Source organism: Cypionkella psychrotolerans (assembly GCF_001294535.1).
In the GTDB taxonomy this organism is placed as follows: domain Bacteria; phylum Pseudomonadota; class Alphaproteobacteria; order Rhodobacterales; family Rhodobacteraceae; genus Cypionkella; species Cypionkella psychrotolerans.
This window is the reverse complement of sequence record NZ_LGIC01000073.1, coordinates 114461-131046: the sequence shown is the minus strand read 5'-3', so window position 1 is coordinate 131046 and position 16586 is coordinate 114461. Positions and strand designations below refer to the sequence as shown.

The window sequence follows — 16586 nt, the reverse complement described above, 5'->3', positions numbered from 1 at the left end:
GAGGCGCGTCGGGGCGCGCTTAGTAAGGCGCGTCCACCGGCCCCATGCCGACGTAGACGCTTTTCAGCTGTGAATAATGCTCCACCGCCGCATGGCCGTTTTCACGCCCCACACCCGACAGCTTCGATCCGCCAAACGGCATCTCGACCGGAGTCAAGTTATATGCGTTGATCCAGCACGTCCCCGCCTGCAACGCGCCGATCACCCGATGTGCCCGCGTGATATCGGCGGTAAACACCCCCGCCGCGAGGCCGAACTCGGTCGCATTGGCCCGCGCCACCGCTTCGTCTTCGCTGTCGAAATCCAGCACCGCCATCACCGGGCCGAACACTTCTTCCCGCGCAATCGTCATAGCGTCGGTCACATCCGCGAATACGGTGGGCAATACAAACGCGCCCTCAACCCCCGCCTGCCCGCCGCCGCAAATCAGAGTCGCACCTTCGGCCTTAGCCGTCTCGATATAGCCGAGCACCTTCGCAAGCTGCGCCCCAGACACCAGCGGCCCCATCTGTGTGGCTTCATCCAACGGGTCGCCCAACCGGATCGCCGCCGTACGTTCCGCCAGCCTTTTCAGAAACTTAGCTTTGATGCCTTTTTGCACAAACACCCGTGTGCCGTTGCTGCACACCTGCCCAGCGGAATAGAAATTCCCCAGCATCGCAGCCCCCACGGCATCCTCGACCGAAGCATCATCGAACACCAGAATCGGAGACTTTCCGCCCAATTCCATCGTCACATGCCGCACGCCCTGCGCCGCCAGCGCATAAACCTTCCGCCCGGTCGACACCGATCCGGTCAGCGAGACTTTCGCCACCCGCGCATCAGACACCAAGGTCGAGCCCACCGCCCCGCGCCCCTGCACGACGTTGAACAGCCCCGCAGGCAACCCCGCTTCGATGAAAATCTCCGCCAGCTTCAAAGCCCCCAAAGGCGTGACTTCCGATGGCTTGAACACCATCGCATTGCCCAAAGCCAAGGCCGGAGCCGACTTCCAGCAGGCGATCTGGCTGGGGTAATTCCACGCGCCAATCCCAACGCACACCCCCAAAGCCTCTCGGATCGTATAGGCAAAATCGCGCCCCAACGGGATTGTCTCACCGCCCACGCTTGGGGCAAGCCCTGCGAAATATTCCAATGCATCCGCGCCCGAGGGCCAATCGGCGACCAGCGTTTCCTGAATGGGCTTACCCGTATCCAACGTCTCCAGCCGCGCCAGTTCAGGGTTGCGCAGCCTGATCAAATCCGCCGCCCGCCGCAATATCCGCGCGCGTTCGACCGGACGCGTCGCAGCCCACGCAGCTTGCGCCCGCGCCGCACTTGCCAAAGCCTGCTCGATGACCGCCGCCGTCGCTTCGTGCAGACGCGCAATCACCGCCCCGGTGGCCGGGTAAATCACCTCGATCACCGCACCCGCAGTATCATCGACATAGACGCCATCTATGAAATGACTGGCCTTTGGCTGTGCCATCATGGGCGCGCCCCTTCCAACTTAGAATTGAGATAATTCAACGCAGTAGTAATGGCCGCCTCCCGATCCGGTGGCCCTGATTTTAACACTTCGCGCAGGTAGAGCCCGTCAATCAACGCGCCCAGACCATCGGCGATCGGCTCGGCACGATCCCCCGCCAAAGGCCGCAACCCCGCCAAAAGGTTCGACCTCAGCCGCCCCTGATACACCTTCAACAGCCGCTTCGCCTCGGGCACGGTCTGCGCCAAAACCCAGAAGTTCAGCCAAGCCCCGACCGCCTCGCGCCGGAAGTTCGCCGCGCTAAACGACGCCGCCAGCACCGCGCGCAACCGGCTTTCCGGCCCTTCGGCCAGCGCCAAAGCCCCGCGTACCTCGGCGCCATACAGCGTCAGAATGTGCCGCATCGCCGCCAAGAACATCTCCTCCTTGGACCCAAAATAATGATGCGCCAGCGCCGAGGACATCCCCGCGCGTTTGGCGATCTGACTGACCGTCACGTCCAACGACCCCACCCGCCCGATTTCGACAATCGTGGCTTTGACGAGCGCCGCCTTTCGGATAGGCTCCATTCCAAGCTTCGGCATGATGCGGCCCTTGATAATAATGCTTGCCAAAGGCAGCTAGCTTGAAGTTTATTGACTCGTCAATCAACAAAAACAGGGAGCCCAACATGACTCTTAAATCGACGCTGCTCGCGTCCGCCGTCACCTTCGCCTTTGCTGGCTCCGCTTTCGCGGCGGGCTGCGATAAAGTCACCTTCTCGGATGTCGGCTGGACGGACATCACCGCCACCACCGCCGCCACCTCGCTGGTGCTAGAGGCTTTGGGCTATGAGACCGAAACCAAAGTGCTGTCGGTTCCGGTGACCTATGAAGGCCTCGCGTCCGGCGACGTTGACGTGTTCCTCGGCAACTGGATGCCGACGATGGAGAGCAACATCGCCCCCTACCGCGATGCCAAAACCGTCGATACCGTGCGCACCAACCTTGAAGGCGCGAAATATACCCTTGCGACCAACGCCAAAGGCGCTGAACTCGGCATCAAGGATTTCAAAGACATCGCCGCGCATAGCGCTGATCTCGAAGGCAAAATCTTTGGCATTGAGGCCGGCAATGACGGCAACAAGCTGATCCTTGATATGATCGACAAAGACGCTTTCGGTCTGAAAGCCGCCGGGGTCGAACTGGTGGAATCCTCCGAGCAAGGCATGTTGGCCGAAGTCGCCCGCGCCGATAATGAAGGCAAAGCGATCATCTTCCTCGGCTGGGAACCGCATCCGATGAACGCCAATTTCAAGATGACCTACCTCACTGGCGGCGATGATTTCTTCGGCCCGAACCTTGGCGGTGCCACCGTCGCCACCAACACCCGCGCGGGTTACGTCGCAGAATGCGCGAACACCGGCAAACTCTTGTCGAATCTGTCGTTCAGCTTGGCGATGGAAAACGAAATCATGGGCGCGATCCTGAATGATGGCACCGACCCGCGCGAGGCTGCCAAAACCTGGCTGGCCGCCCACCCCGATGTGATCGGCCCCTGGCTGGATGGTGTCACCACCAAAGACGGTGGCGATGCCAAAGCCGCTGTCACGGCCGCTCTGCAATAAGCGAAACCAAGGCCCCGGCGGAAGATCGGGGCCTTTTTCTATCCAACACGGGGACGGTGAATGGAACTTCTAGGCTGGCTGACGGGCGACTCTGACTACAAGATTCCAATCGGATACTGGGCAAACGCGGTTTTCGTCTGGATGAAAACCCATCTCAGCGCGGTGTTCAACGTTATCGCCGATGCTCTTGAAGGCCTGATCAACGGCTTTCTGTGGTTGCTGCAAGCACCTCACCCCATCGTCATCATCGCGATCTTTGTGGCCCTCGCATGGGTGCTGCAACGCAATTGGAAAATCTGCGTCGGCGTCGGGCTTGGCTTTCTGTTCGTCGTCAATCAAGGCTACTGGAAAGAAACCACCGAGAGCCTGACGCTGATCCTGTCGTCCTGCGCCGTCTGCATGGCCATCGGCGTGCCCATCGGCATCGCCTGCGCCCATAACGCCAAACTCAACGCCGCGTTGTCGCCCGTCATGGACCTGATGCAGACCCTGCCAACCTTCGTCTACCTGATTCCCGCGATCATTTTCTTCGGCATCGGCATGGTCCCCGGTCTGATCGCCACGGTGATTTTCGTCCTCCCCGCGCCGATCCGGCTGACCGAGCTTGGCGTCGCCTCCACCCCCACTGCCTTGTTAGAGGCCGCAACCGCCTTCGGTGCCACCCCCAGCCAGCGGCTGTGGAAGGTCGAACTGCCCTGGGCGTTGCCACAAATCATGGTGGGCCTGAACCAAACCATCATGCTGTCGCTGTCGATGGTGGTGATCGCCTCGATGGTCGGCGCGAACGGTTTGGGCGTGCCGGTGATGCGCGCCTTGGCTTCCGTCAACGCTGCCAAGGGTTTTGAGTCCGGTTTCGTCATCGTCGTGGTCGCCATCGCTCTGCGCGCCACCTTCCAGCGCAAGGTGTAAGCCATGGTAAATGCAGTAGAATTTGATCGCGTCTCCATTGTCTTCGGCGACCACCCCGACCGCGCCTTGCCCCTGATGGATCAGGGCATGTCGCGCGGTGATATTCAGGCCCAGACCGGGCAGATCCTTGGTGTGCACGATTGCTCGCTGTCGGTGGCCGAGGGTGAAATCCTTGTTTTGATGGGGCTTTCCGGGTCTGGCAAATCCACTTTGCTGCGCGGCGTCAACGCCCTGAACCCCGTCGTGCGCGGTGAAGTCCGGGTCTGGGACGGCGCGAAAATGGTCTCTGTCACCAAGGCCAAAGGCGAATCCCTGCGCGGGCTGCGCTTGTCAAAAATCGCCATGGTGTTCCAACAATTTGGCCTGCTGCCATGGCGCTCTGTGCGGGATAATGTTGGCTTAGGCCTTGAACTCGCAGGGCAATCCGTCGATCAACGCCGCGCCAAGGTTGACCAACAACTGGCGTTGGTGAACCTGTCGCAATGGGCCGAGCGCAAAGTTGGCGAACTCTCTGGTGGGATGCAGCAACGTGTCGGCCTTGCGCGCGCCTTCGCCACCGAAGCCCCGATCCTGCTGATGGACGAGCCGTTCTCGGCGCTCGATCCGCTGATCCGCGCCAGGTTGCAAGACGAACTGCTTGATTTGCAAGCCAAACTGAAACGCACCATCATCTTTGTGTCACACGACTTGGACGAAGCCTTCAAACTCGGCAACCGCATCGCTTTGATGGAGGGTGGCCGCATCGTGCAAATCGGCACCGCGCGGGAGATCATCGCCAATCCGGTCAGCGACTATGTGGCTGATTTTGTGGCGCATATGAACCCGCTCGGCGTGCTGACTGCGCGGGATGTGATGCAGGCGGGCTCTTGTGACGGCGCGTCGATTGACTGCGAAATGCCCGTCAAAACCGTGATGACCCGGCTGTGCAATGACGAGCCGGAACTGAACGTCACCGAAAACGGTGCCCATATCGGCGTGATCCGAGCCGCCGGATTGATGGCCAAACTCATCAACCCGCGCGCTTAGATCAGCTGTCTAAAACATCCTCAGAAGCGGCGGCCTTGGCCGCCGTTTTCTTTGCCGCAGGCTTTTTCGCGGCCGTCACTTTCGCCGGGGCCTTAGCCGCAGCCTTCTTCACCGCAGGCTTTTTCGCCGCCGCAGCCTTTGCCGGAGCCTTCGCAGCCGCCTTCTTCGCAGGGGCTTTCTTGCCCGACTTCCCAGCCTTTTCTGCAATCAATGCAAGGGCTTCCTCCAGCGTCACCGCTTCGGGAGTCAACTCCTTCGGCAAGGTCGCATTGACCTTGGCCCATTTGACATAGGGCCCATATTTCCCCGGCATCACCTGCACCGGCCCACCGTCAGGATGCTCGCCCAACGCCCGCAGCGGCTCCGCCACCGCAGCGCCACGCCGCCCCGCCGCCTTCAGCGCCAGCACTTCCACCGCCCGGTTCATCCCGATGGTAAAGACTTCCTCAACATCCGGGATATTGGCGTAGACCGTGCCGTGTTTGACATAAGGCCCAAACCGCCCAATCGCCGATTCCACCATTACGCCATCTTCGGGATGCGGCCCGATCTGGCGCGGCAACGACAGCAGCTCAATCGCCCGCTCCAGCGTCAAAGCCCCCGATTCCCACCCTTTCGGCAGACTGGCACGCGGCGGCTTCGGCGCTTCTTCAGTCGCCTCGCCCTTCTGCACATAGGGCCCAAACCGCCCGGCGCGCAGGCTGATTTCCACGCCATCGGCATCGACGCCCAAAACCCGGCCATCCACCGAGCCACCCTCCTCGCCCGAGATCGGACGGGTATAGCGACACTCTGGATAGTTGCCACAACCGATAAACGCCCCGCCAGACCGCGAGGTTTTCAGATGCAGCCGCCCGGTGCCGCAGCTGGTGCAAATCCGGGGATCAGAGCCATCTTCGCGCAACGGATACAGATGCGGGCTGAGGAAATCATCAATCTTATCCAGCACTTCGCCAATACGCAGATCCGCCGTCTCGGCAATCGCCGCCGAGAAATCCCGCCAGAACCGCGCCAGAACTTCCTTATAGTCCCGCTCACCGACTGAGACGTCATCCAGCTGGCTTTCCAGATCGGCGGTGAAATCGTACTCGACATAGCGGCGGAAAAAGTTCGTCAGAAACGCCGTCACCAAGCGCCCCTTATCCTCGGGGAACAGCCGATTCTTATCTTTGCGGACATATTCGCGATCCACAATCGTCGTTAACACAGAAGCATAGGTCGAGGGCCGCCCGATCCCTAACTCCTCCATCCGCTTCACCAAAGTCGCCTCGGTATAACGCGGCGGCGGCTGGGTGTGGCTTTGGCTGGCGAGAATAGCACCATCCGGGCTGATCACCGCCGAAGGCACCCGACGTAAAGCCGATTTCGCCTCGATCAGATCGAAATCATCCTTGCCTGCAGCATCGGCCTGCTTTTTGAACGCCGCCTCAAAGCCACCCTTTTTCGGCGCAGCAGCCTCGCCCTGCATGATCTGCGGCAGACGGCCCTCGTCTTCGTCTTCGTCGTCGCGGCCTTCTTCGTAAACCTTCAAAAATCCATCAAACAGAACCACTTGGCCATTGGCGCGCAGGCCCACTTGGCCATCAGCGCTGCCGATTTCCACCACCGTCCGCTCCATCCGCGCGCCGGCCATTTGGCTGGCAATGGTGCGCTTCCAGATCAACTCATACAGGTTCTGCTGATCGCGTTCCAACAACCGCAACTCCGCCGGAGCGACGCCCATATCGGTCGGGCGAATACATTCATGCGCTTCCTGCGCGTTTTTCGCCTTGTTCTTATAGATCCGCGGCGCGTCCGGCACATAGGCCGGACCAAAGCGTTTACCAATTTCCGCGCGCGCCGCCGTCACCGCTTCCGGCGCCATATCAATGCCGTCGGTCCGCATATAGGTGATGTGGCCCGCCTCATACAGCCGTTGCGCCGCCGACATACAGGCCTTCGCGCCCATGCCATATTTGCGGCTGGCTTCCTGTTGCAGGGTCGAGGTCATAAATGGCGGATAGGGGTTGCGCGAGGCAGGCTTGGCTTCAACCGACAAAACGCTCAATGTTCGAGAAGTGACAGCTTGCACCGCCAACTCCGCCGCTTCCACCGTCGGAATGTCGAATTTGTCCAGTTTCCGGCCACCCAGAACCGTCAACCGCGCCTCAAATTCCTGCCCTCTCGGCGTGTTCAGCACCGCCGAAACCGACCAGAATTCCCGCGCCCGAAACGCCTCAACCTCCATCTCACGCTCAACGATCAAGCGCAGGCAGACCGACTGCACGCGGCCCGCCGAACGCGAGCCCGGCAGTTTGCGCCACAGTACCGGCGACAGCGTGAAGCCCACCAGATAATCCAAAGCCCGCCGCGCGAGATAGGCGTCCACCAAGGGTTGGTCGACCTGACGCGGATGCTTCATCGCCTCGGTCACGGCCTCCTTGGTGATGGCGTTAAACGTCACCCGAGACACTTTCTTGCCCTTCTTCAGCGTGCTCGCCAAAGCCTCCTGCAAATGCCAGGAAATCGCCTCGCCCTCACGGTCAGGGTCGGTCGCGAGGATCAGGGTATCGTCGGTTTTCAGCGCTTCAACAATCGCACGAATGTGCTTTTTGCTGTCGGCCGCCACCTCCCACAGCATGTCGAATCCGTTCTCGGTATCGACAGAACCATCCTTCGGCGGCAGGTCGCGCACATGGCCGTAAGAGGCCAAAACCACATAGTCCGAGCCAAGATATTTGTTAATTGTCTTGGCCTTAGCGGGCGATTCTACAACGACAACGGGCATGAAATTCCCTTGAAAACAGGCATATGTGCGGCGAGGCACCATGTGGGGGTTTGTGCGGGGATGTCAACCGGGGCGATTGGCAAAGCCCGCGCGCGTTGCTTGCTTGCGGGTACTTATCGCTTTCATCTTGGCTCAAATATCCCCGCCGGAGGCATCCGACACGGACGTAGCAAGCCTCCGGCGGGGATATTTGAGCCAAGATGAAACCCGCAGTGCAGAGCGCCCGCAAGGGAGCGATAAGCGCTCAATCTACCCGACTGAGCAACCCTCCGGATTGCCGCAAAATCCGCCCCTCTAGCTCCAACGAGATCAGGGCGGGCGACAGCATCCCCGGCGGTAAGGCCAGATCGCGGATCAGTTGATCTTCAGCCAAGGGGCTGGGGCCAAGTCGCGCCAAGATCTGACTGTGCACGGCGGCAATATCAGCCAGCGCACGTCGCTGCGGCACTGGGCCAGGCAGCGGATCAGGCACAGCAACCGCTTCAACGGGCAGTGGCACTTGCGCCAGGAAATGCCCCTGCACCCCAATCGCCTCCAACACATCCTGCGCGGATCGCACCAAAACCGCGCCGTCGCGCAGCAACATATTGCATCCGGCAGCGCGCGCATCAAACGGATGGCCGGGCACCGCCAGCACCTCACGCCCTTGATCCAAGGCGTTTTTCGCGGTGATCAAGCTGCCCGAGCGTGCTGCCGCTTCAACCACCACGACCGCCCGCGCCAGCCCCGACACGATGCGGTTTCGTTGCGGGAAATGTCGCGCCTGCGGCACCAGCCCCATCGGCTGTTCCGAAATCCGGCAACCCCGCGCTGCAATCGCCACCGCGAGTTCGGTATTTTCGACCGGATAGATCACATCCACCCCGCCCGCCTGCACCGCCACCGTGCCAGTCTCCAGCGCCGCCTGATGCGCCTCGGCATCAATGCCGCGCGCAAGGCCCGAGACCACCACCTGCCCCGCCTGCGCCAGCCCTTCGACCAACCGCCGCGTCATCCTTAGCCCCAGACTTGAGGCATTCCGCGCCCCCACCAGCGCCACCATCGGCCGTGCCAGCAGGCCAACATCACCTTGCGCCCATAGCACCGGGGGCGCATCCGCCAAATCCATCAGCGCCTGAGGATAGCCCGCTTGCCCCCACAGCAGCAACTGCGCCCGCACAAGCCGCCCCTGCGCCATCTCGGCCCGCACCACCTCTAGCGGACACAGGCTATACTCCTCCACCCCCGCCGCCCGCGCGATCCCCGGCAGCGCCGCAAGCGCGCCCTCGACCCCGCCATGATCCGCCACCAGCCGATGAAACGTCACTGCCCCCACACGACGCGAGCGAATGAGGCGAAGCCAAGCCATCGGGTCCGCGTCCGAGGGTGCGGAACTGGGGTTATGGTGTGTGTTCAGACCCGTCGCCATCTACGCCTCGCCGCATTCACGATTCGCAGTCTGCAATGGCAAGGGTTAACAACAGATGAATCACCAAAAAGCCCAATCAGACTGGACTGAACCCGCCCTCAATCTGGACTTATCGAAACCATCGCTGGGCCGATTGCCGCACGCCCAATTCTTTGATCAAATACTGCCAAGATATCCGCCGCCCCACACGACGCAACCGGGCGCCCCCTACCGAGGAAAACACCATGAAAAATGCCGAAATCGCCCGCCGCCGCACCGATAGCATCTCACGCGGCGTGGGCGTGCAAACCGAGATCTACGTCGATCGCGCGCTGAATTCCGAAGTCTGGGATATCGAGGGCAACCGCTATATCGACTTCGCCGCGGGCATCGCCGTGGTCAACACCGGGCATTGCCACCCGAAAGTCATGGCCGCCGTCACCGCACAACTGGCGAAGTTCACCCACACCTGCCACCAAGTTCTGCCCTATGAGAACTATGTGCGCTTGGCCGAACGTCTGAACGCCCTTGTCCCAGGTGATTTCCCGAAGAAAACCGTGTTCGTGACCACGGGTGCCGAAGCCGTTGAAAATGCGGTGAAAGTCGCTCGCATCGCCACGGGCCGCAACGCCATCATCGCCTTTGGCGGCGCGTTCCATGGCCGTACCCTGCTCGGCATGTCGCTGACCGGCAAAGTTGATCCCTACAAAAAAGGCTTCGGCGCGATGATGCCCGATGTCTACCATGTGCCGTTCCCACAAGAGATCCACAACATCACAACCGATGATGCGATGGCGGGCATCACCAAGCTGTTCAAGGCCGATCTCGACCCAACCCGCGTCGCCGCGATCATCCTTGAACCCGTGCAGGGCGAGGGCGGCTTCTACCCCGCGCCAAAAGACCTGCTCCGTGCCGTCCGCAAGCTGTGTGACGACAACGGCATCGTGATGATCGCCGATGAAGTGCAAACCGGCTTTGCCCGCACTGGCACCATGTTCGCGATGGAGCAGTCCGGTGTAAGCGCCGACATCACCACCATGGCCAAGGGTCTGGCGGGCGGTCTGCCGCTGGCAGCCCTCACTGGCAAAGCCAGCCTGATGGACGCTGCCCACCCCGGCGGTTTGGGCGGCACCTACGGCGGCAACCCGATCGGCATCGCCGCCGCCAATGCCGTGCTGGACGTGATCGAGGAAGAACAACTCTGCGCCCGCGCCAATGAACTCGGGGGTCGTTTGAAACAGCGCCTCGAAGCCATCCGCTCGGTCACCCCCGAGATCGTGGACATCCGCGGCCCCGGCTTCATGGTCGCCGTCGAATTCGCCAACCCCACCAACCACGAACCCGACGCAGGCTTCACCACCCGCGTCCGGGTTGAGGCGCAAAAACGCGGCCTGATCCTGCTGACCTGCGGCGTCTACGGCAACGTCGTGCGGTTCTTGGCCCCGATCACCATCCCGGACGCCCATTTCGCCGAGGCGATGGATATTCTGGAAGCGGCGGTGGCGGCGGCGCGGGTCGGGTAAGCGGGACTGGTCAAGGTCCGATTTTCGTTAGATGTTTTGGACCGGGGCGCGGAAGCGTTCCGGCCCATTTCGTTTTGCTCGCTTGGTTTGGACTCAGGATCCGTCCCGAAAGTGACGCGCTGCCAATAGGCGCCCTGAATCAGACCAATGCTGGCACAACACTAACAACAATCGCCGGGGGTTTCGTCGGGCGCTTCATGCAATACTGGAAGCTCTAGAACCAAGCATCGTGAGTCTTGCATTGGCCATTCGGCAGCGTATCCAACCCACGACTCCTCCATGTCAGATACATCAGCTTCCACACACTCGACACGGATGTGGAATTCTGGATCAAAACCTGTGTCCTTCAGCAGAGCTAAAGCGACGATACCCTCGACGATAATAGGCCTATTTCCGTCTAATCTGGCCAGGATCACATTCCTAACATCATCATATCTATAACTAATTTTCTGTTCGCTCCGAATAAGAAAAAGATCGGACTCAAGCAGTGATACGTTGAAGCGCCACGATAAGAAGCGACCTAAGGTAGTCTTTCCAGCGCCAGACTTGCCGTCGATTGCAACTATCACAGGCGGTAAATCATACAAGACAGGCTGCAAAGCCTTTAAGGCCGTAGCATATTCTGGCCTTTCGGGTGCGTTTTGGACGCAGTTACATAGGATCTTTTGCATGATCTCGGACAGTCCCCTGAAACCCATTTTTCGTCAATGCCAGCTTTGCCCACATTGCAAAACTATCATTTGCACCATCTACCCCCATCCTCACCAAATCGCCCCCCTCATCTCCCCCTCCGCACGAACCGCTGCTCCAGTACTTCCTTGCCCCATTGCTGCCCCGGCCTCTCCTCCACCAACTCAAACCCATGTGCCTCGTACAGATGCCGCGCCGCTGAAAGCCCGCTGAACGTCCACAGATGCGTCGCCTCAAACCCCTGCGCATCGACAAAGCCCAGCGCCGCCGCCAACAGCCTGCGGCCTGCTCCCGTGCCCTGAACCGCCGCATCGGTGATGAACCAGCGCAGATGCGCGAGGTTGCCGCCCAGATCTTCGCCGTCAATCGCGATGGAACCCACAATCTCGCCGTCCCGCAGCGCCGCCCAGATCGCGTTGCGCGGGCTGTCCAGCCGATCACTGAACCCAGCAAGCCCGCCAGCCACCACCGCTTCAAACCGCAGCCCGAAGCCCGCGTTTTGCGCGTAATACAGCGCGTGCATCTGGGTGATCCGGGCGATCAACCCGCAGCGATAGCCCTCGACAATCTCGACCGCAGGCAGCGCGGGCGCAGGCGCAGGCGGCACAGGCGCGCCCAAGGCCTCGGCATAAAGCCGCAACCCCTCCAGCACCACCCGATCCTGCCCCGGTGGCATTCGCGCCAGTGCAGCCGACACCTGCGCCCGCGCGACAGCATGGATCGCCGCAACCCGCCGCTGCCCGGCCTCGGTCAGCGCCAAGATTTTGACCCGGCCATCCTCGGCGGATTGCTCCACCACATCGCCCCCGGCAATCAGCTTGCGCAGCATCCGGCTGACGCTGGATTTCTCCAGATGCAGCCGTAACCCCAGATCGCGCGCTGTCACCCCGCCAGCCGTCACCCCGCCAGCCGTCACCCCACTCGCCTCAATCTCGATCAAAGCATGCACCGCCGAGGGCGACAGATCGCCCCCCGCGAAATCCCCGCCCATGAACCCAAGTTCTCGCACCAGCAACCGCGCCGCGCGGCGGATGGCTTCGACAGAGTCCGCGACCGGAGCGTTGGGCATAGGGCAATCCCATAAAGTTGCATAATACAACTTATTTGAGATCTGCCGACCGTGTCAATTCCAATGAATGCCGAACCCGGCAGACGTTCCCACCCGTCACTCTGCCCTATCCCGCGCCCACCAGCCTACGACAAATCCCAACCAATCCTTAACTCCCACCCGCCTAACCCTTTGATTCCCCATAAACCGCCCCCCTGTCCACACGTGGACACCCCCGGCCATACCCTCACCCCCTTCCCCCCTCCCCCGCCCCGCGCTATCACCCTCCCGAAGCAGGGAGCATCCATGACCACCACCCAAGGCATCACCCTCATCCAAGCCGCCGTCACCCTCGGCGGCAAAGCCATCCTATCGAACCTCTCCCTCACCCTCACCGAACAACGCATCGGCATCATCGGCCGCAACGGCTCGGGCAAAACCACGCTCTTGCGCCTGATCGCGGGCCTGATCCCCCCCACCACCGGCAGCGTCCGCATCGACGGCTTTGATCCCAGCGACCGCAAAGCCATCCTGCCTCGCCTCGGCATCCTGTTCCAGAACCCCGACCACCAGATCCTGTTCCCCACCGTCGCCGAGGAACTCGCCTTCGGCCTGCGCCAGCAAGGCCAAACCGAACCCCAAGCCGCGGCCGCCGTCACCCAGCTTCTCACCCAAGAATCCCGCGCCCATTGGGCCAAAGCTCTCACCCATACCCTCTCCCAAGGCCAGCGCCACTATCTCTGCCTGCTCTCGATCCTGCTTATGCAGCCCAGCACGATCCTGCTGGATGAGCCCTTCGCGGGCCTTGATCTACCCACCCAAATCCGCCTCGCCCGCCGCCTCGCGGCCCTGCCGCAGCGCCTGATTACCATCACCCACGACCCCGCCGCCGTGGCCCTTTGCGACCGCGTGCTCTGGCTCGACGCAGGAGAAATCCGCGCCGACGGCCCGCCCGGCCCAACCCTGCAAGCCTTCACCGCCGAGATGGCCACACTGGGAGAGCAAGATGCTGACACTCACCTCCCCGATTGAGACCTACGCCCACCGCATCCCCGCGAGCGTCAAAATGGCCGCTTTCGTGGCACTCACCGTGGGGCTGTTCGCCACCCCGCAGCCATGGCTGATCGCCCCGCCCATCGCCGGCCTGATTCTGTCCTGCGGGCCAAAATTCGCCCTGCAAAGCCTGAAAAACCTCCGCCCCCTGATCCCGCTGATCCTGATCCTTGCACTCTGGCACCTCTGGCTGCGCGACCCCGCTGGCATCACCCTGATCACCCGAATGATCATCGGCGTCGCTGCCGCCAATTTCGTCACCATGACCAGCAAACTGACCGAGATGACCCGCACCGTCGAAACCCTCGCCCGCCCGCTCAGCCCGATCATCGCCCCGAAAACCCTCGCGCTGGCCATCGGCCTCACCATCCGCTTCATCCCCACCATGCTGATGCGCGCCGAACAAATCACGGAAAGCTGGCGTGCCAGATCCCCCAAACGCCCCGGCTGGCGGATCTTCCTGCCCACCACCCTCGCCGCCCTCGATGATGCGACCCACACCGCCGAGGCTCTGCGCGCCCGTGGTGGCCTCGGCTGAACCCCAGCCCGCACCAAGATTTCAGCGCCCCATGTCCGACAACCCCCGAACCCGGCTGTCCAAAAATAGCAGTTGCCCTTTGCCAGAGCCGCAGCCTAACTGCCGCGACGCAAGCAGGAGAGCCCGAATGGAAAAGAACCTCACCCACATCGCCCTTTTCGCCGCCTTGATCGCAGTTTTGGGCCTGGTGCCAAAAGTGGACCTCGCCGCAGGCGTGCCGATCACCGCGCAAAGCATGGGGATCATGCTGTGCGGCACCATGTTGGGGGCCAAACGTGGCGCGCTGGCGGTGATTTTGTTCCTTGTGGTCGGCCTGATCGTGCCGGTGTTTCCCGGCTTTATGACGACATGGCAGAAAATCCAGACGCCCAGCATCGGCTATATCGTCGGCTTCCCGATTGCCGCCTTTGTTGCAGGCCTGATCACCCAGAACACCAAGCTGGCACTGTTCCCGGCGGCCTTCGCAGGCGCCATCTTGGGCGGTATCATCGTGATGTATGCCTTCGGCATCCCCGGCATGGCGATCATGCTGAACAAACCGTTGCCCGACATGGCTCTCGCTGCCGTGGCCTTCCTGCCCGGTGATCTGATCAAAGCCACCCTCGCCGCTTTGATCACCAAATCCATCGCCCAAATGCGCCCCGAAGCCCTGCTGTCGCGTGGGTAGATCTTAGCGCCGGAACCAGAGCGGCGGGATACACCCCGTCGCTTGCTGCCACACCGAGGTCGCTTTGCTCAGATATGATGAAAAGCTAAACCTTGCCGCGCTGGAAACGCTCGGAAGTGCCCAACGCGTAAGCTTTGCATTGGCTGCTGCCGCAAGGTTGATAAAATCATACCAAGCCTTTGCCACAACGACGGAAAGCCTTGATCCGTCAGCCCTGCACATTGTCCAATCCCGTACCAAAGGCCTGTTGACCGCAATACATGCCCCACGCAGCCCGCGCCGAGGTCAAGGCGATGCTGACCCAGCTAGACCCCATGATGGAGCTGATCTTCGACATTCCCGGCCAAGCCGCCGCATTGTGCGAAGACGCCATTGTGGCAACTATCTACGCGTTGCAGTGTTTTCTTGATCCAACCCCGCAAGAAGCTGCTTGGGCCGCGCGCCGCAGCTACGAGGCCACCGACAAGCTCGCAATCGAGGCATTTGGCTTCCCAGACAGCAAAGACGCCGAAACCCGCTTGCTCTCGCATCCGCTGATCCAGCAAGAACGCGCGCGTCAGGCCGCAGACCTCACCTTGCTGCAAGCGGCCAGTGGCCTCGCACCAGAGCGCTGTGGTCAAACGCAGATATGCTAGACCACCCACCGCATTGGAGATTTCTGCAACTGTGAGTCCACATTTCAGATTTAATCGCGCAAGAGCAAACCAACCCTGCCAAAGTTTCCTGCAGGCTTCAGCGCCTGCCCAAACTGCCAGCAGCGCAGCCTTACCCTAAAACACCGCATGGAGGCCTATTGCGGCGGCACGACCTGCTCAAACTGCGGCAGCAAGCTGAAATTGTCGCGTGCCAGTGCAATCTTCATGAGCGTTCTCCTCGCCTTCATCCAACTGCCCGTCGTCTTCTCGCTTTGGGCATTGCTGGCAGCCGTGCTCTCCACAAACGCCGCCCTCATAGCTGCCATTGGGGTATGCGTTGCGGTCATTGAAGGCGCAGTCATCCTCACCGCTCGTTTCAAACCCGCCTGACGCGCGCGTCCAGCCGCGCGCGCCTATCTGCGCCGCTTCCCCACCAACCACAGCGATACTTCCGGCCCCAAGCCGCACCAAACACCTGTGACAGCGCCAAACCGCCAAACCAAATCCCCCACCAATTCGTCCCGCCCCCCATATCCCAAAGGAGGGTGGGGCCGCAGGCCGAGGGGGCGGGAACGCCCCCTGATTTTCGCGCGAAAATCGCCTTCGCCTCAGCCGCGAAACCGCCGCAACGCCTCCAGCACGATCGCAAACGCGGGCGAGGGTTGCCTGCGGCTTGGGCAGTACAAATGATACCCCGGCCGCAGCAGTGACCAGTCGGCCAGCATCCGCACCAAGTGCTCCTCGGCGATCAACCCCGCCACCAGATCCTCGGGCAGCGACACAAAACCCAAACCATCCATCGCCGCCTGCTGCAGCAGCGCCACCGTGTTAAAAATCCCCCGGCCCTTTGGCCGCACCGTCAATTCTTGGCCATCGCGTGCGAAACTCCACGGATAAAGTCCGCCAGATCTGGGCAGGCGCAGCATCACCGCGTCATGCGCCAACAAATCCTGCGGCACCTGAGGCAGCCCACGCGCCGCCACATAACCCGGAGCACAGACTATCACCTGCCTAAAATCCGGCCCGATCCGCAGCGCGGTCATATCCTGATCCACCTGCTGCTCCAACCGCACACCCGCATCAAACCGCCCCGCCACAATGCCCACCAGCCGATAATCATCAATGATTTCAATCTCGATATCGGGATATTCCGCCATCACCCCGCGCAGCGAGGGCCATAAAATCGCCTGCGAGGCATGTTCCACCGAATTAATCCGCACCTTCCCCGCAGGCCGCGCCCGCAACGCCTTCAGGCTGCTCAACGCCGCC

Annotated in this window: 15 protein-coding genes; 9 read left to right on the top strand and 6 right to left on the bottom strand. The window is 61.5% G+C overall.

Annotated elements, in window-relative coordinates; genetic code table 11:
• Nucleotides 1-19: 19 nt before the first annotated feature.
• Nucleotides 20-1471 (bottom strand): betaine-aldehyde dehydrogenase, encoded by a 1452-nt coding sequence (gene betB / locus AKV04_RS17235; RefSeq protein WP_054007653.1) that lies wholly within the window; start codon nt 1469-1471, stop codon nt 20-22.
• Nucleotides 1468-2052, bottom strand: a complete 585-nt coding sequence (gene betI, locus AKV04_RS17230) for a choline-binding transcriptional repressor BetI (protein ID WP_156317622.1) — start codon at nt 2050-2052, stop codon at nt 1468-1470. The genes betB and betI overlap by 4 nt, the downstream gene beginning before the upstream one ends.
• 86 nt (nt 2053-2138) lie before the next feature.
• On the opposite strand from betI, the gene choX reads away from it, so the two are divergent.
• The 3 genes from choX to choV are packed head-to-tail and all read left to right on the top strand — an operon-like array spanning nt 2139 to nt 5009.
• Nucleotides 2139-3074 (top strand): choline ABC transporter substrate-binding protein, encoded by a 936-nt coding sequence (gene choX, locus AKV04_RS17225; protein WP_054007651.1) that lies wholly within the window; start codon nt 2139-2141, stop codon nt 3072-3074.
• Between the two features lie 60 nt (nt 3075-3134).
• The gene (choW, locus tag AKV04_RS17220; RefSeq protein ID WP_054007650.1) at nt 3135-3983 is read left to right on the top strand and encodes a choline ABC transporter permease subunit; all 849 of its coding nucleotides are present in this window, start codon (nt 3135-3137) and stop codon (nt 3981-3983) included.
• 3 nt (nt 3984-3986) lie between these two features.
• Complete coding sequence (gene choV / locus AKV04_RS17215) at nt 3987-5009, top strand: choline ABC transporter ATP-binding protein (RefSeq protein WP_054007649.1); 1023 nt, start codon at nt 3987-3989, stop codon at nt 5007-5009.
• Nucleotide 5010: 1 nt separating this feature from the next.
• Here choV and topA read toward each other — a convergent pair whose 3' ends face one another.
• Nucleotides 5011-7776 carry a type I DNA topoisomerase gene (topA, locus tag AKV04_RS17210; RefSeq protein WP_054007708.1) on the bottom strand — a complete coding sequence of 922 codons (2766 nt, stop codon included), beginning with the start codon at nt 7774-7776 and terminating at the stop codon, nt 5011-5013.
• A gap of 244 nt (nt 7777-8020) precedes the next feature.
• The gene (gene dprA, locus AKV04_RS17205) at nt 8021-9124 is read right to left on the bottom strand and encodes a DNA-processing protein DprA (protein ID WP_082351704.1); all 1104 of its coding nucleotides are present in this window, start codon (nt 9122-9124) and stop codon (nt 8021-8023) included.
• A gap of 284 nt (nt 9125-9408) precedes the next feature.
• Here dprA and AKV04_RS17200 point away from each other — a divergent pair, with 284 nt between their 5' ends.
• Nucleotides 9409-10686 (top strand): 4-aminobutyrate--2-oxoglutarate transaminase, encoded by a 1278-nt coding sequence (locus AKV04_RS17200; RefSeq protein WP_054007647.1) that lies wholly within the window; start codon nt 9409-9411, stop codon nt 10684-10686.
• Between the two features lie 778 nt (nt 10687-11464).
• On the opposite strand, the gene AKV04_RS17190 is transcribed toward AKV04_RS17200, so the two are convergent.
• Entirely contained in the window at nt 11465-12445 is a 981-nt protein-coding gene (locus AKV04_RS17190) for a bifunctional helix-turn-helix transcriptional regulator/GNAT family N-acetyltransferase (protein ID WP_054007645.1), read from the bottom strand.
• A gap of 285 nt (nt 12446-12730) precedes the next feature.
• Here AKV04_RS17190 and AKV04_RS17185 point away from each other — a divergent pair, with 285 nt between their 5' ends.
• The 5 genes from AKV04_RS17185 to AKV04_RS17165 all read left to right on the top strand — a co-directional run bounded on the left by AKV04_RS17185 (nt 12731) and on the right by AKV04_RS17165 (nt 15707).
• Nucleotides 12731-13456, top strand: a complete 726-nt coding sequence (locus AKV04_RS17185; RefSeq protein ID WP_054007644.1) for an energy-coupling factor ABC transporter ATP-binding protein — start codon at nt 12731-12733, stop codon at nt 13454-13456.
• Nucleotides 13431-14015, top strand: coding sequence for an energy-coupling factor transporter transmembrane component T family protein (locus tag AKV04_RS17180; protein WP_054007643.1), 585 nt, complete (start codon nt 13431-13433; stop codon nt 14013-14015). The genes AKV04_RS17185 and AKV04_RS17180 overlap by 26 nt, the downstream gene beginning before the upstream one ends.
• Before the next feature lie 127 nt (nt 14016-14142).
• Entirely contained in the window at nt 14143-14682 is a 540-nt protein-coding gene (locus AKV04_RS17175) for a biotin transporter BioY (RefSeq protein WP_054007642.1), read from the top strand.
• Nucleotides 14683-14942: 260 nt separating this feature from the next.
• Nucleotides 14943-15317 carry a hypothetical protein gene (locus tag AKV04_RS17170; protein ID WP_054007641.1) on the top strand — a complete coding sequence of 125 codons (375 nt, stop codon included), beginning with the start codon at nt 14943-14945 and terminating at the stop codon, nt 15315-15317.
• 147 nt (nt 15318-15464) lie between these two features.
• On the top strand, nt 15465-15707 hold the full coding sequence (locus AKV04_RS17165) for a hypothetical protein (RefSeq protein WP_054007640.1): 243 nt from the start codon (nt 15465-15467) through the stop codon (nt 15705-15707).
• A 218-nt stretch (nt 15708-15925) separates the two neighbouring features.
• Here AKV04_RS17165 and AKV04_RS17160 read toward each other — a convergent pair whose 3' ends face one another.
• Nucleotides 15926-16579, bottom strand: a complete 654-nt coding sequence (locus AKV04_RS17160; protein ID WP_202905647.1) for a LysR substrate-binding domain-containing protein — start codon at nt 16577-16579, stop codon at nt 15926-15928.
• Nucleotides 16580-16586: the final 7 nt, after the last annotated feature.